General features: G+C 61.4%; 27 protein-coding genes. 17 read left to right on the top strand and 10 right to left on the bottom strand.

What is annotated here, in order from left to right; genetic code table 11:
- The first annotated feature begins 173 nt into the window (after positions 1-173).
- The 9 genes from dnaJ (at position 174) to WDN02_RS04680 (ending at position 7,254) form a co-directional block, all read left to right on the top strand.
- Positions 174-1,304: a molecular chaperone DnaJ gene (dnaJ, locus tag WDN02_RS04720; protein WP_337292405.1), complete on the top strand. Its 1,131-nt coding sequence runs from the start codon at positions 174-176 to the stop codon at positions 1,302-1,304.
- 93 nt (positions 1,305-1,397) lie between these two features.
- Complete coding sequence (locus tag WDN02_RS04715; RefSeq protein ID WP_337292404.1) at positions 1,398-2,006, top strand: methyltransferase domain-containing protein; 609 nt, start codon at positions 1,398-1,400, stop codon at positions 2,004-2,006.
- Positions 2,003-2,707 (top strand): orotidine-5'-phosphate decarboxylase, encoded by a 705-nt coding sequence (pyrF, locus tag WDN02_RS04710; RefSeq protein ID WP_337292403.1) that lies wholly within the window; start codon positions 2,003-2,005, stop codon positions 2,705-2,707. The genes WDN02_RS04715 and pyrF overlap by 4 nt, the downstream gene beginning before the upstream one ends.
- A 249-nt stretch (positions 2,708-2,956) precedes the next feature.
- Entirely contained in the window at positions 2,957-3,757 is an 801-nt protein-coding gene (gene dapB / locus WDN02_RS04705) for a 4-hydroxy-tetrahydrodipicolinate reductase (RefSeq protein ID WP_337294864.1), read from the top strand.
- A 9-nt stretch (positions 3,758-3,766) separates the two neighbouring features.
- A complete protein-coding gene (locus WDN02_RS04700; protein WP_337292402.1) occupies positions 3,767-4,402 on the top strand; it encodes a 2,3-bisphosphoglycerate-dependent phosphoglycerate mutase in 636 nt (211 codons plus the stop codon).
- Positions 4,402-4,785 (top strand): glycine cleavage system protein H, encoded by a 384-nt coding sequence (locus WDN02_RS04695; RefSeq protein WP_337292401.1) that lies wholly within the window; start codon positions 4,402-4,404, stop codon positions 4,783-4,785. Before WDN02_RS04700 ends, WDN02_RS04695 begins: the two co-directional genes overlap by 1 nt.
- Positions 4,782-5,414, top strand: coding sequence for an alpha-ketoglutarate-dependent dioxygenase AlkB (locus WDN02_RS04690; protein ID WP_337292400.1), 633 nt, complete (start codon positions 4,782-4,784; stop codon positions 5,412-5,414). The genes WDN02_RS04695 and WDN02_RS04690 overlap by 4 nt, the downstream gene beginning before the upstream one ends.
- A 356-nt stretch (positions 5,415-5,770) precedes the next feature.
- Positions 5,771-6,834 (top strand): IS630 family transposase gene (locus WDN02_RS04685; RefSeq protein ID WP_337292399.1). Its coding sequence is split into 2 segments (ribosomal slippage): positions 5,771-6,263 and positions 6,263-6,834, totalling 1,065 coding nucleotides; the frame shifts between segments, so codons are not numbered across the junction.
- Positions 6,835-6,870: 36 nt separating this feature from the next.
- Entirely contained in the window at positions 6,871-7,254 is a 384-nt protein-coding gene (locus tag WDN02_RS04680; protein WP_337292398.1) for a low affinity iron permease family protein, read from the top strand.
- A gap of 21 nt (positions 7,255-7,275) precedes the next feature.
- Here WDN02_RS04680 and grpE read toward each other — a convergent pair whose 3' ends face one another.
- The 3 genes from grpE to gshB all read right to left on the bottom strand — a co-directional run bounded on the left by grpE (position 7,276) and on the right by gshB (position 11,750).
- The gene (grpE, locus tag WDN02_RS04675; protein ID WP_337292397.1) at positions 7,276-7,848 is read right to left on the bottom strand and encodes a nucleotide exchange factor GrpE; all 573 of its coding nucleotides are present in this window, start codon (positions 7,846-7,848) and stop codon (positions 7,276-7,278) included.
- A gap of 87 nt (positions 7,849-7,935) precedes the next feature.
- Entirely contained in the window at positions 7,936-10,788 is a 2,853-nt protein-coding gene (locus WDN02_RS04670; RefSeq protein ID WP_337292396.1) for a [protein-PII] uridylyltransferase, read from the bottom strand.
- The gene (gshB, locus tag WDN02_RS04665) at positions 10,785-11,750 is read right to left on the bottom strand and encodes a glutathione synthase (protein ID WP_337292395.1); all 966 of its coding nucleotides are present in this window, start codon (positions 11,748-11,750) and stop codon (positions 10,785-10,787) included. Before gshB ends, WDN02_RS04670 begins: the two co-directional genes overlap by 4 nt.
- A 136-nt stretch (positions 11,751-11,886) precedes the next feature.
- Between gshB and WDN02_RS04660 the strand changes: the two genes are divergently transcribed.
- The 4 genes from WDN02_RS04660 (at position 11,887) to WDN02_RS04645 (ending at position 15,812) form a co-directional block, all read left to right on the top strand.
- The gene (locus tag WDN02_RS04660; RefSeq protein WP_337292394.1) at positions 11,887-13,212 is read left to right on the top strand and encodes a methyl-accepting chemotaxis protein; all 1,326 of its coding nucleotides are present in this window, start codon (positions 11,887-11,889) and stop codon (positions 13,210-13,212) included.
- 60 nt (positions 13,213-13,272) lie between these two features.
- Positions 13,273-14,094: a carbon-nitrogen hydrolase family protein gene (locus WDN02_RS04655; RefSeq protein ID WP_337292393.1), complete on the top strand. Its 822-nt coding sequence runs from the start codon at positions 13,273-13,275 to the stop codon at positions 14,092-14,094.
- A 16-nt stretch (positions 14,095-14,110) separates the two neighbouring features.
- The gene (locus WDN02_RS04650; protein ID WP_337292392.1) at positions 14,111-15,448 is read left to right on the top strand and encodes a divalent metal cation transporter; all 1,338 of its coding nucleotides are present in this window, start codon (positions 14,111-14,113) and stop codon (positions 15,446-15,448) included.
- Positions 15,449-15,539: 91 nt separating this feature from the next.
- Positions 15,540-15,812, top strand: a complete 273-nt coding sequence (locus tag WDN02_RS04645) for a hypothetical protein (protein WP_337292391.1) — start codon at positions 15,540-15,542, stop codon at positions 15,810-15,812.
- 8 nt (positions 15,813-15,820) lie between these two features.
- Here the strand turns inward: WDN02_RS04645 and pgeF are convergent, their stop codons facing one another.
- From pgeF to lgt, 3 genes are read right to left on the bottom strand one after another with little or no spacing between them, the layout of a single operon-like run.
- A complete protein-coding gene (gene pgeF / locus WDN02_RS04640) occupies positions 15,821-16,594 on the bottom strand; it encodes a peptidoglycan editing factor PgeF (RefSeq protein ID WP_337292390.1) in 774 nt (257 codons plus the stop codon).
- The gene (locus WDN02_RS04635; protein WP_337292389.1) at positions 16,591-17,691 is read right to left on the bottom strand and encodes an SAM-dependent methyltransferase; all 1,101 of its coding nucleotides are present in this window, start codon (positions 17,689-17,691) and stop codon (positions 16,591-16,593) included. The genes pgeF and WDN02_RS04635 overlap by 4 nt, the downstream gene beginning before the upstream one ends.
- Positions 17,688-18,500, bottom strand: a complete 813-nt coding sequence (gene lgt, locus WDN02_RS04630; protein ID WP_337292388.1) for a prolipoprotein diacylglyceryl transferase — start codon at positions 18,498-18,500, stop codon at positions 17,688-17,690. Before lgt ends, WDN02_RS04635 begins: the two co-directional genes overlap by 4 nt.
- Positions 18,501-18,632: 132 nt before the next feature.
- On the opposite strand from lgt, the gene WDN02_RS04625 reads away from it, so the two are divergent.
- Together WDN02_RS04625 and WDN02_RS04620 are read left to right on the top strand one after the other, a co-directional pair.
- Entirely contained in the window at positions 18,633-18,896 is a 264-nt protein-coding gene (locus WDN02_RS04625) for an accessory factor UbiK family protein (RefSeq protein WP_337292387.1), read from the top strand.
- A 7-nt stretch (positions 18,897-18,903) separates the two neighbouring features.
- Positions 18,904-19,386 (top strand): MmcB family DNA repair protein, encoded by a 483-nt coding sequence (locus WDN02_RS04620; RefSeq protein ID WP_337292386.1) that lies wholly within the window; start codon positions 18,904-18,906, stop codon positions 19,384-19,386.
- A gap of 61 nt (positions 19,387-19,447) precedes the next feature.
- Here WDN02_RS04620 and WDN02_RS04615 read toward each other — a convergent pair whose 3' ends face one another.
- Positions 19,448-20,047 (bottom strand): ActR/PrrA/RegA family redox response regulator transcription factor, encoded by a 600-nt coding sequence (locus WDN02_RS04615; RefSeq protein ID WP_337292385.1) that lies wholly within the window; start codon positions 20,045-20,047, stop codon positions 19,448-19,450.
- A gap of 105 nt (positions 20,048-20,152) precedes the next feature.
- On the bottom strand, positions 20,153-21,541 hold the full coding sequence (locus WDN02_RS04610) for an ActS/PrrB/RegB family redox-sensitive histidine kinase (RefSeq protein ID WP_337292384.1): 1,389 nt from the start codon (positions 21,539-21,541) through the stop codon (positions 20,153-20,155).
- A 295-nt stretch (positions 21,542-21,836) separates the two neighbouring features.
- On the opposite strand from WDN02_RS04610, the gene phaZ reads away from it, so the two are divergent.
- Both phaZ and WDN02_RS04600 read left to right on the top strand, forming a co-directional pair.
- The gene (phaZ, locus tag WDN02_RS04605; RefSeq protein ID WP_337292383.1) at positions 21,837-23,096 is read left to right on the top strand and encodes a polyhydroxyalkanoate depolymerase; all 1,260 of its coding nucleotides are present in this window, start codon (positions 21,837-21,839) and stop codon (positions 23,094-23,096) included.
- Positions 23,097-23,251: 155 nt separating this feature from the next.
- The gene (locus WDN02_RS04600; RefSeq protein ID WP_337292382.1) at positions 23,252-24,025 is read left to right on the top strand and encodes a SprT family zinc-dependent metalloprotease; all 774 of its coding nucleotides are present in this window, start codon (positions 23,252-23,254) and stop codon (positions 24,023-24,025) included.
- A gap of 52 nt (positions 24,026-24,077) precedes the next feature.
- On the opposite strand, the gene WDN02_RS04595 is transcribed toward WDN02_RS04600, so the two are convergent.
- Positions 24,078-24,767, bottom strand: a complete 690-nt coding sequence (locus WDN02_RS04595) for a tRNA (guanine(46)-N(7))-methyltransferase TrmB (RefSeq protein WP_337292381.1) — start codon at positions 24,765-24,767, stop codon at positions 24,078-24,080.
- 33 nt (positions 24,768-24,800) lie between these two features.
- Complete coding sequence (metK, locus tag WDN02_RS04590; protein ID WP_337292380.1) at positions 24,801-25,997, bottom strand: methionine adenosyltransferase; 1,197 nt, start codon at positions 25,995-25,997, stop codon at positions 24,801-24,803.
- Positions 25,998-26,029 lie beyond the last annotated feature (32 nt).

The following is a 26,029-nucleotide window of genomic DNA, read 5'->3' as shown; positions in this document are numbered from 1 at the left end:
GCCAGGCGGAATCGCCTGGCCTTTTTGCGTTCGCGTGCAGGTGGTGTTTCGGCGGCCGTGGCTTATCTGTTGACTCACGTCATTCAGGAAGCCGGCCCGGCTCGGTGATCGGGCTGAATCGACTACAGTTTAGAGAAGGAGCGCCGCGGGGGCGGCGCAGGGACAGATAAGCAATGGGCAAGGTCTGCTTTTACGAGACCCTTGGCGTGTCACGGACATGCACCGAGGTGGAGTTGAAATCGGCTTTCCGTAAAGCCGCGATGCAATTTCATCCAGACCGCAACCCCGGCGACACGACCTGCGAGGTCAAGTTCAAGGAGGTCAACGAGGCCTATCAATGTCTCTCCGATCCGCAGAAACGCTCGGCCTACGATCGCTTCGGCCATGCCGCGTTTGAGCAGGGCAACGGCTTTGCCAACGGCGCGAGTGACGGTTTCGGCGCCTCGATGGGAGATATTTTCGATGATCTTTTCGGCGATGTGATGGGCCGCCGTGCCGGTCGCGGCAATGGCGCCACGCGCGGCTCGGACCTGCGCTACAATCTCGAAATCACGCTCGAGGAAGCCTTCGCTGGCAAGACCGCCAATCTGACGTTGCCGACGTCAATTGCCTGCACGGCCTGCTCGGGCTCGGGCGCCAAGCCGGGCGCCAAGCCACGTCCCTGCGCAACCTGCGGTGGCTATGGCCGGGTGCGGGCGCAGCAGGGCTTCTTCTCGATCGAGCGCACCTGCCCGCATTGCCACGGCCAGGGCGAAGTGATCGACAATCCCTGCACGACCTGCTCAGGCACCGGACGCGTGACGCGCGAGCGCAATCTTGCGGTCAACATTCCCGCCGGCGTCGAGGACGGCACCCGCATCCGTCTGGCGGGCGAAGGCGAGGCGGGCGTGCGCGGCGGCCCGGCTGGCGACCTCTACATTTTCATCGCAACGAAGCCGCACCCGTTTTATCAGCGCGACGGTGCCGACCTCTTCTGCCGCGTACCGATCTCGATGGTGCAGGCGGCGCTCGGCGGCGAAATCGCGGTGCGGACGATCGACAGCAGCGAGAGCCAGGTGAAGTTGCCCGAGGGCACACAGTCCGGCAAACAATTCAAAGTCCGCAACAAGGGCATGCCGGTGCTGCGTTCGCGCGAGGTCGGAGATCTCTACATTCAGGTCAACGTCGAGACGCCGCAAAATCTGACAAAGCGGCAGCGCGAACTTCTGGCCGAATTCGAGTCCCTCTCGTCGAACAATACGCATCCGGAATCGTCTGGCTTCTTTGCCAAGATGAAGGACTTCTTCGAAAACCTCGGCAATTAGGGCGGCAGGACGTCATGCGAAGCATGGCTTGCTTGACGCTGGCGGGCAGGTCGGCGACTTTGCGCCGCGCATAGTTTCGTTCCAAGGCGACCCGTGACCCAGCCATCAGCCGTGAAGCCGCAAAACCGCCGCGCCGATGCCGCGCAATTTCTGCGGACCTGGGCGGGGAATCCTCTCCTGCTCGGTGCCGTGACGCCCTCAGGACCGGCGCTCGCCGCTGCGATGGCGGCCGAGGTCGATCCGGTGCGTCCCGGCCCGGTGATCGAGCTTGGCCCCGGCACCGGCGTCATGACCGAGGCGCTGCTCAAGCGCGGCCTCGCGCCGGAAAGGCTCTTTCTTATCGAATATGAGCCGGGATTCTGCGATTTGCTTCGCGCCCGGTTTCCCGGCGTCAATGTCGTTCAGGGTGACGCCTATACATTGCGGGCGACGCTCGGCGCGCGACTGACCGAGGCGCCCACGGCCGTTGTCTCCAGCCTGCCGCTCATCACCCGGCCGGAGGCACAGCGCGCGGCTTTGCTTGCCGAGGCTTTCGATCTCATGACGCCGGACGGGCCGTTCGTGCAATTCTCCTACAGCCTGTTTTCGCCCATGCCGTTGAAATTGGCGCCGCGGAATCGGCTTGCAACATCGCCCTGGATCTGGCGCAACGTGCCGCCCGCGCGAGTCTGGGTCTATCGCCGTGCCGGAGCCGTGGCATGAGCGCGATCAAAACATCCGACCGACTGATCGTTGCCCTCGATTTTCCGGAGGTCGCGCAGGCGCGTGCACTCGTCGCGACGCTTGGCGACAGCGTGTCCTTTTACAAGATCGGTATGGAACTCGCCTATGGCGGCGAAGGGTTCGCGCTCGCCGATGAACTCGCGGCGCAGGGTAAGAAAATTTTCTTCGACCTCAAGTTGCACGATATTCCCAACACGGTGAAGCGGGCGACGGCGCAGATCGCACGCCGGGGCGCCACGTTTCTGACGGTCCATGCCTTCCCGCAGACCATGGCGGCGGCGAAAGAAGGCGCGGCCGGTAGCGACCTCAAATTGCTGGCGGTGACGGTGCTCACCTCCTACGACGACGATGATCTCGCGGAGGCCGGGTATCGCTTTCCAGTCCGCGATCTCGTCCCGCATCGTGCGCAACAGGCGCAAGCGCTCGGCATCGACGGGCTCGTGGCCGCGGCCTCGGAAGCTGCTGAGCTTCGCCGCGCGATCGGGCCGGAGATGATCCTGGTGACGCCGGGAATTCGCCCAGCGGGCGGCGAGGCGGGCGATCAAAAACGCATTGCGACGCCAGCGGCGGCAATCGCGGCGGGGGCGAACTATCTTGTGGTGGGGCGGCCGATTACGGAGGCGACCGATCCGCGCGCTGCAGCCGAGGCGATTCAGCACGAAATCGCCACGGCGCAGTGAGAGCTACGCGCGATACTCCAACGCAAACGCAACTTTAACGCAACGCCACAACTGGGTGACCGAGGGCAAGCACAAGCGAACGTACATCCGGCTCGCCTGCCCGGCGCGCTGCCGGAAGCTTCCCTGGTCGAAGAAAACCCTAACGAGACTCTGTGACCCGGCCGTGACAGGCATTCTCGCGGCAGAACTTTTCATTCGCTCGGGGCCCCCTTATAGACGGCGGCAATCCTGGAGGCTGAAATGAGTGATATGCGGCTCATCGTTGCGGGTGCGGCAGGCCGCATGGGCTGCGCCATCATCGATCTCATCGCGAAGACACCGGGGGTCACCCTCGCCGCGGCGCTGGATCGGCCCGATAGCCCTGCTCTGGGTCAGGATGCAGGCATTTACGCTGGCTGCGGCCATCTCGGCGTCGAGATTTCAAGCGACCCGCTGACGGCCGCGCTTGAAGCCGACGGCATCATCGATTTTTCGTCGCCACATCTCAGCGTCGAACTCGCCGCTCTCGCCGCACAGGCGCGTATGATCCATATCATAGGCACGACGGGTCTTTCCGGCGAGGATCACCAAAAAATTGGGGCCGCGAGCCATCACGCCACGATCGTCCAATCCGGCAATATGAGTCTGGGTATCAATCTGCTCGCCGGTCTTGTCGAAAAGGTCGCGCGTGCGCTGGGGCCGGAGTTCGATATCGAAATCGTCGAAATGCACCATCGGATGAAAGTCGACGCGCCCTCGGGAACCGCGCTTCTGCTCGGCGAAGCAGCCGCGCGCGGCCGCGATGTTTCGCTCGATGAGCAATCGGTGCGCAGCCGCGATGGCCACACCGGCAAGCGCAATGAAGGCACGATTGGCTTTGCGGCGTTGCGCGGTGGCACGGTTGTCGGCGACCATTCGGTGATTTTCGCCGGTCCGGGCGAGCGGCTCGAACTCAGTCATAAGGCAGAGGATCGAACCATTTTCGCGCGCGGCGCGTTGCGCGCAGCGGTCTGGGCGCGCGGGCGCAAGCCCGGCCTCTATTCGATGGCCGACGTGCTCGGCTTGAAGTAGGAACCTTTCATGCAGCGGCTTCTCGTTCTCGTGCGGCACGGCCAGAGCGAATGGAATCTCAGGAACCTGTTCACCGGCTGGAAGGATCCGGGGTTGACGGCCCGCGGCGTCGCCGAGGCGCGACACACCGGTGGCGCGTTGAAGGCAGAGGGATTAGGTTTCGATAAAGCTTTCACCTCCGAGCTTTCACGCGCGCAAAAGACACTCGGATTGATTCTCGAAATGCTCGGCACGCCGGACGTGCCGACGCTGCGCGACCTGGCGTTGAACGAGCGCGATTATGGCGATCTCTCTGGCCTCAATAAGGACGAGGCACGCCAGCGCTGGGGCGAAGAGCAGGTGCATCTATGGCGCCGCTCCTACGACGTGCCGCCGCCGGGCGGCGAAAGCCTGAAAGATACGATCGCCCGCGTCCTTCCCTATTATTGTCAGCAGATTTTGCCGTGTGTTCTGCGTGGTAAGCGCACGCTCGTTGTCGCGCACGGCAACTCCCTGCGCGCTTTACTCATGGTGCTCGATCAACTAACCCCTGACACGATTCTCGATGCCGAAATCGCAACCGGCGCGGCCTTGGTCTACCATCTCAATCCAGATGCGACGGTGGCGACGAAGAAAGTCCTCTCACCACATATCGATTTACTCTGATGTTGCGGTTCACCAATCACCATGAATGGCTGCGGCTCGATGGTGACATTGCACTGATTGGCATCACCTCCTATGCGGCGCGTGCGGCCGGGACTTTTATCTCTGCCGAACTGCCGAAACTGGGTACGATCGTAAAGAAGGGCGAGCGCACCGCGCTTCTCGTCTCGGTCACGATAGCATTCGAGGTCATGGCGCCGGCCGATGGCGAAGTCATCGAAGTGAATACCGACGTCATTGCCATGCCATCGCGTGTCAACGCCGATCCGCAAGGTAACGGCTGGCTCTTCCGTCTCTGCATCAATGACGCGGCCCTGCTTGATGGATTGATGGACGAAGATGCTTACACGCAATTCACCGCGGCGGGCCAGCGGCCGGTGTCATGACGCTGTTCGCCGGGCAGCGCGAAACCTTTGCTGACGGACTTGTTTATGTGCCCGGCTATTTGGCTGAAGCCGAGCAGCGGGCTTTATTGCGAGACATCGAAGCCGTCATTGCCGCCGCGCCTTTGTTTCAGCCACGGATGCCGAAAACCGGCAAGCCATTCTCGGTCGAGATGACGAATTGCGGGCCGCTCGGCTGGATATCGGATCGAGATGGCGGTTATCGCTATCAGGCAACGCATCCCGAAACCGGTTTGCCATGGCCGCCGATTCCAGCGTTAGCAATCAAAGCCTGGAACGAACTTGGCGCGTACGTGCATGCGCCTGAAGCCTGCCTCGTGAATGTCTACGGGACCGCGGCGCATATGGGGTTGCATCAGGATAAAGACGAAAATGATTTGAGGGCGCCGGTCGTCTCACTGTCGCTCGGCGAATCCTGCGTTTTCCGATGGGGCGGGACGTCGCGCGGCGGCCCGACGCAATCCATCGTCCTCGCGTCCGGGGATGCCGTGGTATTAACTGGAAAAGCGCGCTTAGCATTTCACGGCGTTCCGCGCATCTCGAGGGGAACGTCCGATCTTCTTCGGGAGCGCCGTATCAATCTCACGCTCAGACGTGTGACCGCGCCATAGTCGGCCTAAAGTACGATGGCACAGCGATCGATTGCGATCGCCGTGCCATTGGCCGCCTGCTTAATGATGCAAGAACAGCGCAAGCAAAATGATGACGGGGATCGGAATACCGATCAGCCAAAGCAACAGTCCTTTACCGAGACCCATTGTCTGTCCTCCTTCAAATTATGGCGGAATAACGGGGTCGGAGCCGTTTCGGTTCCGTGTGAAGGTGCGCAGGCCCAAGCGGAACTTTTTGAGGAAAGAATTGTTTTGCCGAAGGGTAATACCAGCGGCCCGAGGGGATGACTCGGGTGGGGATTCCCAAGGGTGCGAAATTCTGATTCGATCGGCGACGGTGGAATTGGAGGCGTGTGATGGCTGGGATTGCAGTGACTCGTCTGGATTTGTCAGCGTCTGAGCTGCGGCAGGCGTCAGCGCGATCGAAGAACGCGGCGGCCGCACGGCGGATGCTGGCGCTGGCGCTGGTGATGGAAGGGGCGGATCGAACGACAGCAGCGCGCAATTGTGGGATGGATCGGCAGACGCTGCGCGATTGGGTTCATCGGTATAATTCGGACGGACTTGCCGGCCTGGAAAACAAGATCCCGCCGGGCCGCTCATCGAGGCTGACGGCTGAGCAGAAGCAAGGCTTGATCGCGTTGGTGGAGGCGGGTCCGCAGGCCGGCAAAGACAAAGTCGTGCGGTGGCGGCGCGCTGATTTGCGGGATCGGCTTAAGCAGGATTTCGGGCTCGTCTTGCACGAACGCACGGTTGGAAAGCTTCTCGACGCACTTGGCTATCGCCGGCTTTCGGTACGTCCATTCAACCCCAAGGCGGACCCGGCCGCGCAGGAGGTTTTTAAAAAGAGTTCGCAGCCAATGTAGCCGCGGCTTTACCCGAACACGCGCGCGGTAAGCCGATCGAGATCTGGATGCAGGACGAAGCGCGGGTCGGACAACAAGGCACACTGACGCGGGTCTGGGCAAAGCGCGGCAGCCGTCCGCCTGCACCACGCGATCAGCGCAGGATCTGGGCCTATATCCTGGGTGCGGCGTGTCCGGCGAAGCGAGAGGCGGTGGGCGTGGTGCTGCCCTTTCTCAACGCTCGGTCTGTCTCGGTCCACCTCGATCTTATTGGTCGCAAAGTTGCGGACGACGCCCACGCGGTCCTGGTTCTCGACGGGGCCGGATTTCACATCGCAAAAGATTTGAATGTTCCGGCAAATATGACGCTGATGAAGCTTCCAGCCTATTCGCCCGAATTGAACCCGATTGAAAATGTCTGGGAATATCTGCGCGGCAACAAGCTTTCGAATACGGTGTACGAAACCTACGACGAGAGCGTATCTACGTGCTGCGACGCCTGGAACTTCTTTGCCAACGATCACGAACGGGTGGCCTCGATAACCACCCGGTCATGGGCAACGGTCAAAACCTAGGGCCGTTGGTATCAGCTACGCTGTGAGTATTCTATTATGAAGGATGTATTTTCAAAATTTGCCGCGTGGTGCGCGCATATCGCCGGCCATCCCATGGCGTTCGTCATTTCCACGCTATTGATTGTCGTCTGGGCAGTGCTCGGGCCCATCTATCATTATTCGGATACGTGGCAGCTCGTCGCTAATACGGCAACGAGCATCATCACGTTCCTCATGGTGTTCGTGATTCAAAATTCGCAGAACCGCGACGGCGCCGCGATTCAGGCGAAGCTCGACGAACTCATTCGCGCCGGCGATGCCGAGAACAGGTATGTGGGCATCGATCTTCTGACTGAGGACGAAGTCGGCGAATTGCGCGAAAGAAGCGCTGCGCGCGCCAAAAAGGAGACGCGCACCGACGACGTCACAGGGCAAGCCTAAAGCCCTGCCACGTCGTTTGGATTAGCTTGCCGATTTGGCACCGCCGCGCGAAATGCCCACTTTGGCGGGACGCAGCATACGATCGCCGATCGTATAGCCATCCTCGACCACCTTCACGACGGTGCCGTTTGGAACCGTTTCGTCGGGGACTTCAAAAAGGGCCTCGTGCAGATTGGGATCGAACTTGGTGCCGAGCGGCTCCATTTTCTTGGCGCCATGGCGCGCGAGGCGCGAGATGAAATCGCGCTCAATGACTTCGATGCCGCCGATCAGCGTCGTGATCGCGCTATCCGTGCTCTTGTGCAATTCGTCGGGAATGTTCTCGACGGCGCGCCGCAGATTGTCGGCGAAGCTCAGCATGTCGCGGGCGAAGCTGGAGACGCCGTAGAGTTTGGCGTCCGCCACCTCCTTCTCGGTGCGGCGGCGCATGTTTTCCATATCCGCAAGCGTGCGCAGGAGCCGGTCTTTCAGTTCGCCGTTTTCGCGCTGTAGATTTTGCAGGACAACGAAGGGATCCTGGTTGCCCTCCGCCGTCGACGGCGCTTCGCCATCCGCGGCGGAAAAATTGGTTTCGGGTAATGTTTCGTCGGGCATGGGGGTCCGCTTGCTCGTCAATCGATGGGTGGGCGCTGGCGCGCGATTTTGGAATTACTGCCGATATCAGGGTTCAAGCGGCGGAAATCAAGCCGCCGTCTCGTCTCCTTCTCCTTGGGAGGTAGCTGAGGCCGGTGCGGGTTTGGCCGCCCCGGGCCCGCGGCTGGGGAAGGCGTCGAGAAGCTTCTGGCGGATGGAGGCCCTTCGCCCGCTCGTGGTGATTTTGGCGCCGGTCAAATCGGTCACATAGAACACGTCGGCAGCCTTCTCGCCGAAGGTCACGATATGGGCCGAGCCAATGTTGAGGTTCAGCCGAGAGAGAATGTCCGTGATCGAATAGAGCAGGCCCACTCTGTCGCGGCCCGAGACTTCAATGACGGTATAACGATTCGACAATTCGTTATCGATCGAAACCTGCGGCGGCACGCTGAAGGGCGTTCCCTTGGCCGCCGCCGCCGCGCTTTTGGCCGCGACGAGATCGGCGAGGCGGATCTGGCCACGCAAGGCTTGCTCGATTGCCAAAGCAATCCGCTCGCCCCGGCGAATCTCATCGTCATCACGCTCGAAGGTTCGCGAAACGAAAAAAGAATCGAGTGCCATGCCGTCATTGGTCGTGAAAATTTGCGCGTCGACAATATTCGCCCCGGCCGCGGCGCAGGCGCCGGCAACAATCGAGAGCAAACGCGGATGGTCCGGCGCAATGAGCGTGATCTCGCTCACGCTGCGGAAGGCGTCCGTCTGCACATCGATGATCGGTTCGAGCCGATTCGCTGTGCAGCGGGTCAGAAGTTGCGCATGACGGGTCTTTCGTGACGGATCGACCCGCAGCCAATAGGCCTGCGGAAAGCGCGCCGCATAAGCGTCGAATTCGGTGTCGGACCAGGTCGGCAATTGCGCGTGCAGTTCGGCCTTGGCCTTCTCGATCCGCTCGGTTCGCTCGGTCTTGCTGTGGCCGCCGGCGAGGACGATCTGCGTCTCGAGAAAGAGAGTGCGTAGCAGCTCACCCTTCCAGCCATTCCAGACGCCGGGGCCGACGGCCTGGATGTCGCAGACCGTCAAGATGAACAGCATCTTCAGCCGTTCGATCGTCTGTACGCGGGCCGCGAAAGTTTCGATCGTCCGCCGATCGGCAAGATCGCGCCGCTGCGCGGTATCCGACATGACAAGGTGATTTTCGATCAGCCAGACGACGGTCTCTGTCTCTGCCGGCGTCAGACCGAGGCGAGGGCAAAGATGGCGCGCGACCGCAGCGCCCGCAATCGAATGATCTTCCATCCGGCCCTTGGCGACGTCATGCAGAAAGACGGCGACATAGAGCGCCCGGCGTTTTTCGATCGACGATATGATCGTGTCGGTCAACGGCAGATCGTCGCGGTGGCGGTGCGCGTCGATGTCGGCGAGAAACCCCAACGCGCGCAGCAGATGCTCGTCAACCGTGTAATGATGATACATGTTGAACTGCATCATCGCGACGATACGGCCGAAAGGCGGAATGAAGCGGCCAAGCACGCCCGCTTCGTTCATCAACCGCAACACCGCTTCCGGCGATTTTCGCGACGAGAGAATGTCGAGAAAAAGACGGTTTGCCTCGGGGTTTTCGCGCAGCTGTGCGTCGATCAGATAAAGATGCGAGATGGCAAGATGCGCGAGATCTGGATGCAGCGCGACACTATCCCGGTCCGCCAGCCAGAACATGCGGATGAGGTTGACAGGGTCATTTGTGAAGACATCCGGCCGTGCCGCTTTCAGCCGTCCGTTCTCGACGGCAAAGCCCATACTTGTGATGCGCTTGTCCTGGCGGCGTATCCTTATATGAAACCGGTCGAGCATAGCCGGGGGCTTGGCATGGCGTTCTTCCAGCGCTGCGCTCAGCACAGCGGTCAGGTCGCCGACTTCCTTCGCAATGAGGAAGTAATGTTTCATGAAACGCTCGATGCCGGACAGGCCACCGCGGCCCGCATAGCCCAGCCGTTCGGCGATCGGGCGCTGCATGTCGAAGCTCAGGATTTCCTCGGGGCGGCCGGCCAGAAAATGCATGTGGCAGCGCACGAGCCACAGAAATTCCTCGCACCGCAGAAAGCGCCTGTATTGGCGCGGCGTGAACAGCCCCGCAGCCACGAGATCCGACGCCTCGCGCATGCGATAGACATATTTGGCGATCCAAAAAAGTGAATTGAGATCGCGCAGGCCGCCTTTGCCTTCCTTGACGTTGGGTTCGACGAGGTAGCGCGACTGGCCTTCCTTGGAAATCCTCGTGTCGCGCTCGGCGAGCTTGGCGACGACGAATTCGCGCGGATTATGCTGCACGATTTCCTTGTCGAAGCGGCTGTACATATCGGCAAAGAGTTTTTCGTCGCCGAGGATAAAGCGGGCTTCGAGCAGCGCGGTGCGAACCGTCATGTCGCGCCGCGACTGGACGAGGCATTCATCGACCGAGCGGGTCGAATGGCCGACCTTCTGCTTCAGGTCCCAGAGCAGATAGAGCACGGCTTCGGTCACCCGCTTGCCCCAATTGTCGTCATCCGAGGGCAGCAGGAAAAGCAGATCGATGTCGGAGCCGGGCGCCAGCGTCGCGCGACCATAGCCGCCGACAGCGGCGATCACGAGGCTCCGGGCTGCGGCTGAGGGCGCGGGATGAAGATAGGTCACCGCGAATGCGTGCAAAGCACGGATCAGCTCGTCTTCAAGCTTGGAGAGATTGCCGGCGCAGGCGAGGCCGCCACGCGTCGCATCGAGAACTTCACGCGCGCGGGTGCGTCCGGCCTCAAGCGCATCGCGGAAAAGCCCCAGAGCGAGATTGCGCAGCCCGTCTGGCGCCATGCCGGCGGCATGGGCCTCGGAGATGGCTTTGGCGATCCCGGCACGATCGAAAAGCTGGCCGGGGCTCAATGCAGCGCGGCGCGGCCTCTGGATTGGCGAGGTGACCTCGCTGACGCTCATTCTGTGGCTCCCCTTCGCCGGGCGGCAAGTTTTGCCTCGATCGCATTCCAGATGGTCGCGGCGACATCGGGACCGCCGGTCTTGGCGATCGCGCGGAGTCCGGTCGGCGAGGTGACGTTGATTTCGGTAAGATAGCCGTCGATCACGTCAATCCCTACGAAAAGCAGGCCGCGGCGTTCCAGTTCCGGACCAATAAACGCGCAAATTTCCTTTTCGCGCGGGGTGAGTTCGGTCGCCGCTGCGGCGCCACCCCGCACCATATTGGCGCGGATATCGTTTTCGGCCGGAACCCGGTTCACCGCACCGGCCGCAATACCATCGACCAGGATGATCCGTTTATCGCCTTTGGCCACCTGCGGCAAAAATTCCTGCGCGACCCACGGCTCCTTGAAGGTCGTGGCGAAAAGGTCGTAGAGGGAGCCGAAATTTGGATCCTTGCGCGTGAGTTTGAAAACCGCCGCGCCGCCGTGGCCATGCAGAGGCTTCACGACGATCTCGCCGTGTTGTTCCAGAAAGGCGGCGATCGCCGCCTTGTCGCGGCTGATCAAGGTCGCCGGCATGAATTGCGGAAAGTCCATCACAAACAGCTTCTCGGGTGCGTTGCGCACGGCGGCCGGATCGTTGACGACCAGCACATGCGCCGGCAATTGCTCGAGAAGATGGGTCGAGGTGATATAGCCGAGATCGAACGGCGGATCTTGCCGCAGCAGCACGACGTCGGCGCTGGCGAGTTCGAGCAGCGCGGGCTTTTGCAGCGTAAAATAATCGCCAGCCCGGTCGCGGACAGTGATTTCCGCCGCCTGGGCAATGATGCCGCCAGGACCCCAGGTCAATTTGTCCGGTGTGTAATGATAGAGTCGATGGCCGCGCGCCTGCGCCTCCAGCATCAACGCGAAGGTCGAATCACCAGCAAAATTGATCTTCTCAATCGGGTCCATCTGGACCGCGACGACAAGGGACATGACGGCTCCTTTTGCCATTATGCGGGGTTTGCACCGGATGAGGCCAAAAATCTACGGCGCCGCCATCGCTTCGTTAACCTCCCATGAAGCGCACCGGACATATTGTCGTTTTCCGACGCATCGCAGAGGCGAATTCATGGGCGCTCTCACCATTGGCCGAAGCCTGATCCTAAGACAACTGCTTTACATCGGCATCCTGGTCGCCGTGAGCGTGGTCGCCTATGTGGCTTCCCTTCAAGTGCGCGATCTTGCCCATTCGGAGCTCACCGCCAGCCCGGCCGCGATGCATGTTTACGCCGTCCAGATCGATGACGCGGCGGCGAAACTCAACCGCGTTCTGCTTTTCGGTTCGACCCTGGGCTGCCTGCTGGTTCTGCTCATTTCAATGCCGATCGCCTATCTCACGGTCGCCCGGCCGGTCGACATTCTCTCTCGCCAGATGTCGGCGCTCGCTGGTGGTGACGTCGATATCGAGATCAGCGGCACGGCGCGCAAGGACGAGATCGGCGTCATCTCGCGGTCGCTTCAGGTGCTTCGCGACGGGGTGAAGAAAAACAACGAGTTGGTAGACGAACTCCACGCCCGTGACGACCGCGAAAAGCGGCTCATGCGCGAGGCGGCCGTCCGCGCCAAGGTCGAGAAGTTCTCCGCCGACCTTTCCGCGAATGTCGCGCGGCTGACGGAAATGACCAAGCGCATGTCGACCGCCTCCCAGGACATGATCTCGGGCGCGCGCAACGCCGCCGAGGGCTCGTCGCACGCCAAGACGGCCTCCTCCAATGCCGCCGGCGACGTCTCTTCGGTCGCCGTTGCCTCCGAAGAATTGCTGGCCTCGATCGAGGAGATCAGCCGGCAGGTCGTGCAATCGACCACGGTCGTCAAACGCGCCGTCTCGGAAAGCATCGAGACGTCGAGCGGCATGGCCCGCCTGACCGAAGCAGCGCGCCGCGTCGGCGATATTGTCAGCCTCATCTCGAGGATCGCGGCACAGACCAATCTTCTGGCCCTCAACGCCACGATCGAAGCCGCCCGCGCTGGCGAGGCAGGCCGCGGCTTCGCGGTGGTCGCGCAGGAGGTCAAGACGCTCGCCACGCAGACCGCGCGCGCGACTCAGGATATTTCCGGCCAGATCGCCGATATGCAGGCGGCAACTGAGAGCTCGGTGACCGCGATCGACACGATCCAGACCAAGATTGGTGAGATCGAACAGATCTCCGCAATCATAGCGTCGGCGGTGCAGGAGCAGGGCGCTTCGACCCAGGAGATCGCCCGCAACGTGCGCTCTGCCGCCTCGGGCACGACGGCAACGTCGGCCTACGTCGAGAATGTCGCGCAAGCCGCGGCGCTCACCAGCCAACATGCCGAATCGCTCGTCGGTCTCGCCGGCGAACTCGATACACTCGCGGCCCATGTTCTCTCCGACGTACGTGCCTTCGGCGACGCGCTGCGCGAGGCGGCCTGACAGGATTTCATCCCCCGGATTTTCATTTGACTTGATCCGCGAAGCCCGCGAACTAGGCATATGAAGATCAGTCTGATCCAGATGAATTCGCGCCAGGACAAGGCGGCGAATATCGCCACGGCCTGCGAGTTGATCGAACAGGCTGTCGCCGACGAGGGGCCGGATTGGGTCGCTCTGCCGGAATGTTTCGACTTTCTCGGCGGCCAGCGTCCCGACAAGCAGCAAGCCGCGGAAGTTCTCGGGGAGGGGCCGGCCTATCTCGCTATGCAGGCGCTGGCGCGGCGCCACGGCATCTTTATTCACGCCGGCTCGATCCTCGAAAAGATTCCCGGCGAGGATCGGCTTCATAATACGACTGTGGTCTTCGACCGCGCCGGTCGCGAGATCGCCATTTATCGCAAGATCCACATGTTCGACGTCGTGACGCCGGACGGCGTGCAATATCGCGAGAGCGCATCGTTCAAGCCAGGCACTGAGGTCGTGACCTATCAGGCCGATGGGTTCACGTTCGGCTGCGCCATCTGCTACGACTTGCGCTTTCCTGATCTGTTCCAGGCTCTCGCGGAAAAGGGCGCGGATGTCATCGCGCTGCCGTCCGCTTTCACGCTGCTCACCGGCAAGGACCATTGGGAGGTTCTGTGCCGCGCCCGCGCCATCGAGACGGAAACTTATTTCTGCGCTCCGGCGCAGACAGGGGTACACGTGGTTGGTAACGACACACGCTCAACCTATGGACACTCGCTTGTCGCCGATCCGTGGGGTCATGTGATTGCCCGGGCTTCGGATGGCATCGGGAGCGTCTCGACGCGGATCGAGCGCCCACGCATTGACAAAGTGCGTGCGCAAATTCCCGTCGCTCAACACAAAATCAAATTGCGATAGGCACGAGGAAACATTCATGCGCCGTGTTTGGTATCAACGCAGACAGACCCCGGCGCGGCAGAAAGACTCAACACCGCGAAAGCGCTCGCTCATCAATATCATCGGCCCCGGCTTCATCACCGGCGCGGCGGATGACGATCCCTCCGGCATTGCGACCTATTCGCAGACCGGCGCGCAGTTCGGCTTCGGCCAATTGTGGACCGCGCTTTACCAAGTGCCGCTCTTGCTCGCCGTTCAGGAATGTTGCGGCCGAATCGGCGCAGTCACCGGCAAAGGGCTGGCTGGCGTCATCAAGGAACATTACAGCCGCAAAATCCTGATCGGCATCGTGCTGCTCGTTCTGGTCGCGAACATCATCAACATCGGCGCTGACATCGGCGCGGTCGCCGCATCGGCTCGCCTGGTCTATCCGGCGCCATTCTGGATTTATGCGCTGATCACTGTTGCCGTCGTGATCTCGCTGGAGATCTGGATGAGCTATCCGGATTACGCGAACATTCTCAAATGGCTCGCTTTGGCGCTGCTCGCCTATCCCGCGACGGCGATTCTCGTCGCGAATGATTGGCCGACGATTCTGCGCGCGACATTCGTTCCACATATCGAATTCAACACGGCCTTCCTCTTCATCATCACCGGCGTCCTCGGCACGTCCATCTCGCCCTATATGTTTTTCTGGCAGGCCTCCGAGGAGGTTGAGGAAGAGAACGAGGTTGCGGCGCGCGAGGGCAGAGGCGGGGCGGCGCAATTGCCGCCGCACTTCATCCGCAACATGCGCATCGATACAAGCATCGGCATGATTTCCTCGCAGCTCGTGCAATGGTTCATCATCATCACCACCGGCACGGTGCTCTTCGCGCACGGTGTGAAGAATATTAATAGCGCGGCTGACGCGGCGGCGGCGCTTGAACCGCTGGTCAAATCCTTCCCCCATTCCGGGCAAATCGCGCGCGGCATTTTCGCCTTTGGCGTAGTCGGCCTGGGCCTCCTCGCCATTCCGGTTCTATCGGGTTCGGCGGCCTATGCGATGGCGGAGGCCTTGAGCTGGAAGGAGGGCCTGTCGCGCAAGTTCTACGATGCGAGGGGGTTTTACGGCGTCATCCTTCTCGCGACCCTGGTCGGCCTCGGCCTGAATTTCATCGGCGTCGATCCGATCAAGGCCCTGATCTACACCGCTGTCTTCAACGGCATCGCCGCCGTGCCGCTCCTCTATGTCATCGCGCGGATGAACGGCCGCGCGGATATTCTCGGCGAATATCGCGGCGGCCCGCTCTCTCGCTTTTTCGTCTGGCTCGCCTTCGTCGTGATGTCCGTTGCGGGCGCGGCGCTGATATATACGACCGTGCATGGCGGCTGATTTTCGCGCGGGTCGTTAAAATTTTAAATGTTGCAAAAAAGGTCGATGAAGCCATCGGAGCTATAACGTAACCACAAAAGAGGGAAACTTCATGGCATTATCCGGGGCCGGATTCGACACGCCGCAATTTTACCGGAGCGCTGTTGCGCAAGTCGCGCAGCAGAAGACGCTCTTGCAGCAGTCGAAGGAGCTTTCCGACGCGGTTGTCGCGCTGCAGGCCCCGACGGTCGCGGCCTCGCCGGTGCGTGGTAGCACGGGCGCCAGCATGGCGACCCTTTGCCTCGTGCAGCCGGACGATTCCGCCTATTCCGGCGGCATGCTCAACGCGGCGCTCGCCGCCTATTCAACCGTCCTCGCGGACTAACCGGAAGATCAGACGAGCGCGATCGCGGCGACGAGGCGGCCATAATCCGGTTCGCTGCGATGCACGGAACGCCGGTAAGAAAAACAGCGCGCTTCGTCAGCATAGGTGTCGATGCCGCAGTCTTCGACATCCCCAATGCCGGCCGCTCGCAGACGAAAATTTATAAAGCTTGGTAAATCGAACATGAAATGCGCCGCGCGCGCCGACGGCCTGAAAAATTGCGCGTTATCTGGCGTGGCTTCGAGAAAGCGGGCGAAAAATTCTGGCCCCACTTCGTAGGACTGAGGTCCGATCATCGGCCCTAGCCCCGCGACGATGGTTTGGCGCTGCGCACCGATGGCCTCCATCGCGGCAATCGTCGCCTCAAGCACGCCGGTCAGCGCACCTTTCCAGCCGGCATGCGCGGCGCCGATGATCTGACGTTCACGATCGGCGAAGAGCACGATGCCGCAATCGGCGCCGGTGACACCAAGGCCGAGGCCGCGCGTCGCGCTAACGAGCCCATCGCATCTAGGTCGCTCGCCATTTGCGAAAGGCGCCCTTACGGCGTGGGCGTCGGCCGAATGAATTTGGAACGGCACGAGCAGATGCTCCGCCGCGATGCCAAGCCTTTGCGCCATGCGGGCGCGATTCTCGGCGACATGCGCGGGGTCGTCTTTCGAGCCGACGCCGCCGTCGAGTGAGTCATAGACACCCTGCGAGACGCCGCCGCGGCGGGTGAAAAATCCATGCGCCAGCCCCGGCGTTTTCAAGATGTCGAGTTCGACGGCTTCGGCCTTCATGCGTCCTGTCCTGCGATTGCGTCGAAGCCGGGCGGCACGGGAAGATCTGGCGACATGATTGCCAAAACCTTAAACAGCTCCGCCATGCTGGCGTTCGGTCCGCTCTGCGGGCCCGGCCGCGCGAGACGTGCAAGGGCGGCGTCGATTGCTGCCGTCTGCTCGGGCGTCGCCTTGCGCTTCAAAGACGCTGCACGCTCGAAAATGCCGAGCCGCGCGAGAAACTTGCCTTGGCCGATCGGGCCGTAGACGGCGGCGCCTTCGCTCGTTGCCGCACGTCCCAGAGCAGCGAAATCGACAAACGCGGTGAGATCGGCTTCGCCCGGTGCACGTAGCGGATCGTCCGATTGATGATGCCGCAAGGCCTGCAACGTGTCACCGCTGCCGGGGCGCATATAGCCATAATCGATAGCGAGAAGCGCGCCAGGCATTGCGATAAGGCGCGCCGCGAGGTCGCGCGTCATGGCTTGCGCCGCCGCGCCCACCTCGAGCATCGCACCATGTGCGGCCGATGTCGCGGCAGGTGCGCTGGTCAGCACCAGCCCGAAACAAAGTGCGTCATTGGCATCAAGACCGACGACGCGTTCGCAAAGCCCTTCGCCGGTCAGAACATATTGGCGGATAGGCAGTGCATCGAAGAATTCGTTGGCGATAATGATTGCCGGTCCTTCGGGCAAAGCGTCGATCGACGGGTGCCATGTCGCAGGCGTGCCGCCCAAATTCGCGCGTTGCACGTCCATGAGCGCTTCGCTTGCTTCGACAAGATGGATGTCGGCAGCTTGCAGAAATGCCGGCCGCAGGCGCGCCGCCCGCAGCATGTCCGCCATCAATGTGCCGCGCCCCGGACCGAGTTCGATCAAGCGAAACGGCGTTGGTTCGCCCATCTGATGCCAGACTTCGACCGCCCACAGGCCAATCAATTCGCCGAACATCTGATGGATTTCTGGCGCGGTGATGAAATCGCCTGCAGCGCCGATCGGCAGTTTCGTACGGTAGTACCCGTAGCGCGGATGCTGCAAGGCGAGCATCATGAAACGTTCGATACTGATTGGCCCGTCGGCCGCGATCATCGCCGCGATCTCTTGCGCAAGCGCGTTCAAGCGGAGCGTCCGCGCGCCGCATAAAAGATCAAGACAAGACCGGCGAGGATCAAGGGCACCGACAGCAACATGCCCATCGTTGCGCCACCGAAGAGAAAGCCAAGCTGCGGATCGGGCTCACGGAAGAATTCGCAGATGATCCGCGCCATTCCATAGCCGAGCGCGAAAATGCCGGTTGCCAATCCCGGACGTTTCAATGCGCCGAGGCGGATCGCAAGCATAAGAATGAAGAACAGCACCACGCCTTCAAGGCCGGCTTCGTAGAGCTGGCTTGGATGACGCGGTTGGCCGTCCGATCCGGGAAAGATCATCGCCCAGGGCACGTCTGTATGCCGTCCCCAGAGTTCAGGCTTGATGAAATTGGCGAGCCTGCCGAGCGCGAGGCCGATCGGCACCGATGCCGCCGTTGCATCCATGACTGCCAGAATTGGCACGCCAACACGGCGTGCAAAGAGGATGATGCCGAGCATGGCGCCGATGAGGCCGCCGTGAAACGACATCCCGCCTTTCCAGACGGCGAAGATTTCGAGCGGATGGGCGAGATAGACCGGCAGATTATAGAAGAGCACATAGCCGAGGCGGCCGCCGAGAATGATGCCGAAGGCGACATAGACGACGAGATCGTCAATGCTGGCCTGGCTTGGATGCGGCACGCGTCCCCAAAGCGAATCCTTGCCGACGAGATGGCGCACGTACGCCCAGCCGGAAATGATCCCGACGATATAGGCCAGCGCATACCAGCGGATAGGCAGCGGGCCGATATTCACCAGGATCGGATTGATGACTGGATAGGGAATAAGAAGCAGCATCCGCCCGAGCCCGCCTGATCTCTGCGGCGGTGATGCGACGCGCGAGCGGGAAGGTCAAGGCTTGAGGTCAAGGCTTGCGGCAAATGCGAAAACGCGCAACATAAAGAGAACGGATGACCCACGGAGCGCGTGATGCCCGATACCCGCAGCAATGTATTCAATGATTTCAGCAAGCTGGTGAGCGACGCGACCGAGATGGCGCAGGGCGTGCGCCGCGAGGCGGAAAGCGTTGTCAAAGCACAGGCGGAGCGGCTTCTGTCTGCGATGGATGTCGTCAGCCGCGAGGAATTCGAAGCCGTGCGCGACATGGCGGTCGCCGCGCGCGACGACAACGACCGGCTGCGGAAGCGAATCGAAACGCTCGAAGCCAAACTTGGCGCGACCGCAGGCGCCTGAGAGGTCCATGCCGCATGTCGGGTCTCTGGCGGTTGTCACCGATGGCCGCCAATCGGAAATGGCCTTGGCCATTGCCCGCGGCACGCGGCGCCTCTTGCGCAATTTGCGTTTCTCGACCGTGACAGAATTGCCGCTGGCGAGCGGCCGACGCGCCGATCTGGTCGCTTTGGCCACAGACGGGACGATCGTCATTGTCGAGATCAAATCGTCGCTCGCGGATTTCCGTGCCGATCAGAAATGGCCGGATTATCGCGCGCATTGCGACCGGCTCTATTTCGCGATTTCAGACAATCTCGCGCCGGAGATCATGCCCGCTGAAGCCGGGTTGATTGTCGCCGATGCGTTCGGCGCGGCGGTCTTGCGTGAGGCGCCGGAGCACCGTCTCCCAGCAGCGACGCGCCGGGCCATGCTGATGCGTTTCGCACACGCCGCGGCGCACCGGCTGCATGGGCTGACCGACCCGGAGATATTGAGCTTCGGGCCGCTCTAAAGCATCGGACCGAAAAGTGTGAAGCGGTTTTCGGGCAATTCCGATGCGTTAAAAAGGCAAGTCAGCGCGGCGCGCGTTTGGCGAGAATGCGCTGCAACGTCCGCCGGTGCATGTTGAGCCGGCGTGCTGTCTCCGAAACATTGCGGCCGCAAAGCTCGTAGATGCGCTGGATGTGCTCCCAGCGCACGCGATCGGCGGACATCGGATTTTCCGGCACTTCGGCCTTGTCGTGATGCGTCGCCATCAGCGCGGCGTAAATGTCGTCGGCATCCGCGGGCTTCGCGAGATAATCGAAAGCGCCGAGCTTCACCGCCGTCACGGCGGTGACGATGTTGCCATAGCCCGTGAGGATGATCGCGCGCGCCTCGGGCCGCTTGGCCTTCAGCTCCGAGATGACGTCGAGGCCGTTGCCGTCAGCAAGCCGCATGTCGATCACGGCGAAGGCCGGCGGTTGATGCGCAATGACAGCGAGGCCCTCGGCGACCGATTGCGCGATCGTCACAATGAAGCCGCGTCCTTCCATCGCTCGCGCGAGTCGCGTCAGAAACGCCCGATCGTCATCGACGACCAGCAGCGTCTTGTCTTCGGACGCCTCGTTTAAAATCGATATTGTTTCCACCCTGGCCCCCGGTTCCGGTTCAAAGGGGTCTGTTTTCGTCATAAGTCAGAGCCTCTTGGCTATGTTAAGCCGGTTTGGCGCGCGCTAGAATGGCTAATTCGCCTTCTTGGCCTTTTTGCCGATGCCAGAGCGAAATGGCAATCATCTTCAATGGGCCGGGTGCTGCGAGATCTGCCCCGTTTCAGGACGCGGCGCCAGCCGCGCGGCCAAGGCGGCTGCGGACAATGCGTTGGACTCGAAGCGTGCCCGGTCCCAACGCATAGTAATGCGCGCACCCGATTGCGGCGGCAACCTATTGCTGGTGACGACTGTCGCGCCGGAACGTTCGAGCAGCGTTTTGGCGATAAAGAGGCCGAGACCGAGGCCTGAATCCGCCTCGTGCTTGATATGCCGGTCAGCGCGTGTCGTGACATAGGGTTCGCCGATACGGCCGATGACGTCCGGCGAAAATCCGGGCCCGTCGTCCTCGATCGTGATCTCGAGGATGTTCTTGTTCCACCGCGCGATGACGCGCACTTCGGACTTGGCGAAGTCGGTGGCGTTCTCGATGAGATTTCCAAGTCCGTACAGCAGACCGGGATTGCGCCGGCAGATGGGCTCGGGCGCCGTGCCGTTCTTCACCACGTTGATCGCGATGTCGAAGCCGCGATAGGGGCCGGCCGCTTCTTCGATCAAGAGATCGAGGTTCATCTCCTGCAGGATATTGGCGGGTTCATCCTCGCCGAGCGAGGCAAGCTTGCTGAGGATGCTGCGGCAGCGGCCCACCTCCTGGATGATGAGGCCGACATCGTCATCGTGATCGCCGGCCGGAAGCTGTTGGCGCAACTCCTTCGCCGCAATGCTGATCGTCGCGAGCGGCGTGCCGAGTTCGTGCGCCGCTGCTGCGGCGAGTCCATCGAGCTGACTCAAGAGTTGCTCGCGCGCAATGACGAGCTCGGTCGCGGCGAAAGCGTCGGCGAGCTTACGGGTCTCTTCGGCAATGCGCGATGCATAGACCACAGTGAAGGCGGCGCTGACGGTGACCGCCGCCCAGATGCCGACACTGTAAAGCGCCGGAATTTGAAACGGCGAATTCTGCATCCACGGCAGCGGATAATGAAAGAAGCTGATCGCGGTCGCCACGACCACCATCAGGACAAAAAGACCGCCGGTCGTGCGCGGCGAAAACGAGACGGCGGCAATCATCACCGGCGCGAGGAGCAGAACCGCGAAGGGATTCTCGATCCCCCCCGTGAGATAGAGCAACGCCCCAAGCTGGATGATGTCATAGCCGAGAATCGCGGCGGCCGGCTTGTCCTCAAGCCGATCGCTCTGACTGTAGCGGAAGCCTAATACGATGTTGAGCCAGGCGGAGCCCGCAATGAACAAGAGGCATATCGTCAGGGGAATGAGGGGGATCGGAAAGCCGAGACCGAAGCGGACCAGCAGCACTGCTGCCAGCTGGCCGAAGACGGCGAGCCAGCGCAGTTTGACGAGCGTGTCGACGCGCAGCCGGCGCGAGCGTCGGCCAAGGTCAAGATAAACGCTGTCCGTCATGGTTTCCCTTGCCCGCTGCACCGGTTTTTCGTTTCCCCGGTGTGACCGGACACGCCATTATAACCAGCTGGCGAGCCAAACGCCGAGAAAAATCAAGGCCGGTGCTCCCATCCGCGCGGTGAGGCTTTCTAGTTTTAGCGAGGCGGCAACTTCGGGCTGCCTGCCGCATTTAGCTGTAACTAGGCTCAATCTCCAGATTGCATTGCGGTCTGGCAGAAACCATAATAGCAATGCTGCGTTGCAACATAAATCGCGGGGGTCATGAGCCGTCGCGGTATCAGGGATGACCAGGGCGATGAACGATTCCTATTCCTATGAATGGCATGAGCTCGCTTATCTGGCGTTGGCGCCGGCCCGTGCCGTCTCGGACATCGCTCGCGTTTGGTTCAAAAGCCCGCTCAACCCGCTGTCGCATACGCCGGTCGGCCGCAATGTCGCCGCCTCGGCCGAGCTTTTCGAGCGATTGACGCGGCGCTACGGAAAGCCCGTCTTCGGTCTCGATGAGACTTTCGTCGATGGACAGACCGTCCCTATTATCGAAACAGTGGTGTGGGAGCGGACGTTCTGCCGCCTCCTTCATTTCGAGCGGCAATGGCCGCGGGCCCACGCGCCGCAGGCCAAGCTCCTCATCGTCGCGCCAATGTCGGGCCATTACGCTACGCTGCTACGCGGCACGGTCGAGGCGTTTCTGCCGTTCTACGATGTTTACATCACCGATTGGGCCAACGCGCGCATGGTGCCGATCGCCCGCGGGGGGTTCGATCTCGCCGATTATATCGATTATCTGATCGATATTTTCCGTTTTCTGAGCGCCAGGGAAGATGGCTTGCCGCTGCATACGATCGGCGTCTGCCAGCCAGCCGTGCCATTGCTTGCCGCTATTGCGCATCTCGAAAAGCAGCACGATCCCGACGTCCCCGCTTCGATGGTGTTGATGGGTGGCCCGATCGATACGCGACGCAGCCCCACCGCCGTGAACAAAATTGCGGAATCGCGCGGCAGCAAATGGTTCAAGGACCATTGCATCCATCCGGTGCCATACCCCTATCCGGGTGCGCGACGGCTCGTCTATCCGGGCTTCCTGCAGCTCTCAGGCTTCATGGCGATGAACTTCGACCGCCACGTCAACGCGCACATCGAAATGTTCAACCATCTGATGGAAGGCGACGGCGATTCAGCCGAAAAGCACCGCGAATTCTACGATGAATATCTGGCGGTGATGGACCTTACGGCGGAATTCTATTTGCAGACGATCGAGACCGTTTTCGTGCGCCACCTTCTGCCGGAGGGCAAGATGACCCACGACAATCAGTTCATCGATCTTTCCGCCATCAACCGGACGGCTTTGATGACGGTCGAGGGCGAGAAGGACGATATTTCGGGCCTTGGCCAGACCAAAGCTGCGCAGGACCTTTGCATCAATATTCCGTCCAAGCTGAAGCTTCACTATCAGCAGGACAACGTCGGGCATTACGGTGTCTTCAACGGATCGCGCTACCGGCAGTTCATCGCGCCCAAAATCCGCGAGTTCCATGCCGCGGTCGCCCCCGTCTAAGCTCTTGCAATCACGGTAAATTGGCCTGTGGCGGCGTGGCTGCCCTCTGTGTTGCGCCGCGAAAAGACTGTGCCCCGAGCGGCCAAGGTAAAATGCCGCCAATGTGAGCCGCTGATTCAGTAGCGACTCAGGCGGGCTGCGGCTAAATTCAGTCCATGCCGGAAGCTCGCAAGAACGCACCGAGAACATCTGACCTCGCCTTTATCGAGGTTTCGCACGCCGGCGAAACGTTTCGAATTGCGTTGAAGCGCATCAGCACCGCTCGACGTTTCACACTGCGCGTGCGCGCCGCGACGCGCGATGTGGTGCTTACGATGCCGCCGCGCGGTTCGGTCATTGGCGCGCGCAATTTCGTCGAGCGGCACGCTGCGTGGATCGGTGTGCGCTTGCAACGATTGCCTGCGCCGATGCCGTTCGGCGCAGGCGAGATCGTGCCTGTCCGAGGAATCAATCATCGCATCGTCGAACGTCCGCATCAGCGGGGCACCGCATGGATCGAGGCGGCGCCAGATCCGCAAAGCGACAAGAGTCTGCCGATGCTGTGCGTGGCGGGCGAGCGGGCGCATGTCGCGCGGCGCGTGCAGGATTTTCTGATGCGCGAGGCCAGACGCGACATCGAGACGGCCGTTGCGCGCCACGCAGGTAAGCTCGGAGTCAGCCCGCGCAGGATCACTCTGCGCGACACGACGAGCCGCTGGGGTTCGTGCTCATCGACTGGTGCGCTTAATTTCTCGTGGCGGCTGATTATGGCGCCGAGCTATGTGCTCGACTATCTCGCGGCCCATGAAGTCGCGCATCTCGTTCACATGAACCATTCGCCGGCGTTCTGGAAAATCCTCGGCAAGCTTTCCGCGCATGTCGAGCGCGCCGAAGCCTGGCTGAAGATCAATGGCGCGGGCCTCTTGCGCTTCGGGCCTTTCAAAGCCTGATTTTAACGCGTTTTCTTCACGCGAACCGGTTTCCATTTCGCTCGAAAACGCTCTATGTCCGCACGAACGTGAGATAGACCGGCGTGCGCTCCGCTGCGAGCGCCTTCGCCTCGTAGCGAGTCGAGGCCCAGCCGGACCATGGTTCGCGCCAATCGCACACCGATTGCGCGCCCCACTCGAAATCAGGCGATTCCAATACACGCGCCAGCGTCCAGCCGGCATTGTCGTCGATGTCGGTGGCGAAGCGGATTTCCGCGCCGGGGCGCATGATGCGTGCGAGACGTTTTAGCATCGTGTCGGAGAGAAAACGGCGTTTGCGTTGGCGTCGCTTCGGCCAGGGGTCCGGATAAAGCAGATAGGCGCCGGCGAGGCTCTGTGGCGGCAGAGCTTCGATGATGGCGCCAGCGTCGCCTTGATAGAGACGGACGTTATCGAGGTCTTTGTGAGCGATCAGCGTCAAAACCTTGACGACGCCATTTTCGAAAAATTCGCAGCCGATGAATCCCTCGTCGGGATGCGCCGCCGCTTCAGCGGCCAGATGTTCGCCGCCGCCAAAACCAATTTCGAGCCAGATGTCGCGTGGCGCGTTTGGAAACAAGCCGGGTGCCGACATGATCGGCTGCGCCGGATCAAGCGCGAGGCGCGGCAGGAGAGTTTCGCGCAGATTGACCTGCAGGGCGCTGAGCTTTTTGCCCTTGCGGCGCCCGTAAAGCCGCGTCGCAAGGGGATGTTCGTCGATCATGTGCTATGTCGCGTGTGCTTGGCGAAACGTCGCTTAGCTGAAGCTCGCGCGGAGCTTGTCGGCGAGATCCGTCTTCTCCCACGAGAAACCGCCGTCGGCTTCGGGTGCCCGGCCGAAATGGCCATAGGCCGAGGTGCGCGCGTAAATCGGCTTGTTCAATTGCAGATGGTCGCGGATGCCGCGGGGCGAGAGACGCATCACCTGCGGCAGCACAGCTTCAAGCTTGTCTTCCGCGACTCGGCCGGTGCCATGCGTATCGATGTAAATCGACAGCGGCTCAGAATAGCCGATCGCATAGGCAAGCTGAATCGTGACCCGGTCGGCGAGATCGGCCGCGACGATGTTCTTGGCGAGATAGCGCGCTGCATAAGCTGCCGAGCGATCGACCTTGGTTGGATCTTTGCCGGAGAAGGCGCCGCCGCCGTGCGGGGCCGCGCCGCCATACGTATCGACGATGATCTTGCGGCCGGTGAGGCCGGTATCGCCGTCGGGGCCGCCGATGACGAACTTGCCGGTCGGGTTGACGTGCCAGATCGTCTGCTCGTTGATCCACTGCGCCGGCAGCGTCCTGCGGATATAGGGCTCGACGATCGCGCGCACGTCGTCCGACGACAGATTCGGATCAAGATGCTGCGTCGAGAGCACGATCTGCGTCGCCGCGACAGGCTTGCCGTCGGCATATTGGATCGTCACCTGGCTCTTGGCGTCGGGGCCAAGCTTGGCGGCGTCGCCTTCGCCCGCGTGACGGGCCTTGGCGAGCACTTCAAGAATTTTATGGGAATAATAAAGCGGCGCGGGCATCAGCTCCGGCGTTTCGCGGCAGGCGAAGCCGAACATGATGCCTTGATCGCCGGCGCCTTCATCCTTGTTGCCTGCGGCATCGACACCTTGCGCGATATCGACGGATTGGGCGTGCAGCAAAACTTCGAACTTGCAATGCTCCCAATGGAAGCCGTCCTGCTCATAGCCGATCGCCTTGATCGCCTTGCGCGCCGTATGTTCGATGACATCGGAGGAGAGTTTGGGGCCGCGCGTTTCGCCGGCAATAACGACGCGATTGGTCGTCGCTAAAGTCTCGCAGGCAACGCGGACTTCGTAAGGATCGATGCCGGCTTTGGCGGATTCACGGAAGTAAAGATCGACGATTTCGTCGGAGATCCGGTCGCAGACTTTATCGGGATGGCCTTCAGAGACGGATTCGCTAGTGAACAGATAGTTTTGCCGAGCCACGAAATACTCCAGAGTCGCCAAGTGCCTCAAAA

The organism is Methylovirgula sp. (assembly GCF_037200945.1).
Classification (GTDB): Bacteria; Pseudomonadota; Alphaproteobacteria; order Rhizobiales; family Beijerinckiaceae; genus Methylovirgula.
Note: the sequence above shows the minus strand (reverse complement) of the source record. Positions and strands in the feature narration are given on the sequence as shown.

What these genes read in the sequence shown, in the direction of transcription:
- WDN02_RS04600 (WP_337292382.1), top strand. Translation starts at nt 23,252, where the DNA reads ATGCCGGAAGCTCGCAAGAACGCACCGAGAACATCTGACCTCGCCTTT.
- WDN02_RS04690 (WP_337292400.1), top strand. Translation starts at nt 4,782, where the DNA reads ATGACGCTGTTCGCCGGGCAGCGCGAAACCTTTGCTGACGGACTTGTT.
- WDN02_RS04655 (WP_337292393.1), top strand. Translation starts at nt 13,273, where the DNA reads ATGAAGATCAGTCTGATCCAGATGAATTCGCGCCAGGACAAGGCGGCG.
- WDN02_RS04610 (WP_337292384.1), bottom strand. Translation starts at nt 21,541, where the DNA reads ATGACGGACAGCGTTTATCTTGACCTTGGCCGACGCTCGCGCCGGCTG.
- gshB (WP_337292395.1), bottom strand. Translation starts at nt 11,750, where the DNA reads ATGTCCCTTGTCGTCGCGGTCCAGATGGACCCGATTGAGAAGATCAAT.
- WDN02_RS04700 (WP_337292402.1), top strand. Translation starts at nt 3,767, where the DNA reads ATGCAGCGGCTTCTCGTTCTCGTGCGGCACGGCCAGAGCGAATGGAAT.
- dapB (WP_337294864.1), top strand. Translation starts at nt 2,957, where the DNA reads ATGCGGCTCATCGTTGCGGGTGCGGCAGGCCGCATGGGCTGCGCCATC.
- grpE (WP_337292397.1), bottom strand. Translation starts at nt 7,848, where the DNA reads ATGCCCGACGAAACATTACCCGAAACCAATTTTTCCGCCGCGGATGGC.
- lgt (WP_337292388.1), bottom strand. Translation starts at nt 18,500, where the DNA reads ATGCTGCTTCTTATTCCCTATCCAGTCATCAATCCGATCCTGGTGAAT.
- WDN02_RS04620 (WP_337292386.1), top strand. Translation starts at nt 18,904, where the DNA reads ATGCCGCATGTCGGGTCTCTGGCGGTTGTCACCGATGGCCGCCAATCG.
- WDN02_RS04660 (WP_337292394.1), top strand. Translation starts at nt 11,887, where the DNA reads ATGGGCGCTCTCACCATTGGCCGAAGCCTGATCCTAAGACAACTGCTT.
- dnaJ (WP_337292405.1), top strand. Translation starts at nt 174, where the DNA reads ATGGGCAAGGTCTGCTTTTACGAGACCCTTGGCGTGTCACGGACATGC.
- WDN02_RS04645 (WP_337292391.1), top strand. Translation starts at nt 15,540, where the DNA reads ATGGCATTATCCGGGGCCGGATTCGACACGCCGCAATTTTACCGGAGC.
- WDN02_RS04680 (WP_337292398.1), top strand. Translation starts at nt 6,871, where the DNA reads ATGAAGGATGTATTTTCAAAATTTGCCGCGTGGTGCGCGCATATCGCC.
- WDN02_RS04595 (WP_337292381.1), bottom strand. Translation starts at nt 24,767, where the DNA reads ATGATCGACGAACATCCCCTTGCGACGCGGCTTTACGGGCGCCGCAAG.
- phaZ (WP_337292383.1), top strand. Translation starts at nt 21,837, where the DNA reads ATGAACGATTCCTATTCCTATGAATGGCATGAGCTCGCTTATCTGGCG.
- WDN02_RS04625 (WP_337292387.1), top strand. Translation starts at nt 18,633, where the DNA reads ATGCCCGATACCCGCAGCAATGTATTCAATGATTTCAGCAAGCTGGTG.
- WDN02_RS04650 (WP_337292392.1), top strand. Translation starts at nt 14,111, where the DNA reads ATGCGCCGTGTTTGGTATCAACGCAGACAGACCCCGGCGCGGCAGAAA.
- pgeF (WP_337292390.1), bottom strand. Translation starts at nt 16,594, where the DNA reads ATGAAGGCCGAAGCCGTCGAACTCGACATCTTGAAAACGCCGGGGCTG.
- WDN02_RS04615 (WP_337292385.1), bottom strand. Translation starts at nt 20,047, where the DNA reads ATGACGAAAACAGACCCCTTTGAACCGGAACCGGGGGCCAGGGTGGAA.
- pyrF (WP_337292403.1), top strand. Translation starts at nt 2,003, where the DNA reads ATGAGCGCGATCAAAACATCCGACCGACTGATCGTTGCCCTCGATTTT.
- WDN02_RS04695 (WP_337292401.1), top strand. Translation starts at nt 4,402, where the DNA reads ATGTTGCGGTTCACCAATCACCATGAATGGCTGCGGCTCGATGGTGAC.
- WDN02_RS04670 (WP_337292396.1), bottom strand. Translation starts at nt 10,788, where the DNA reads ATGAGCGTCAGCGAGGTCACCTCGCCAATCCAGAGGCCGCGCCGCGCT.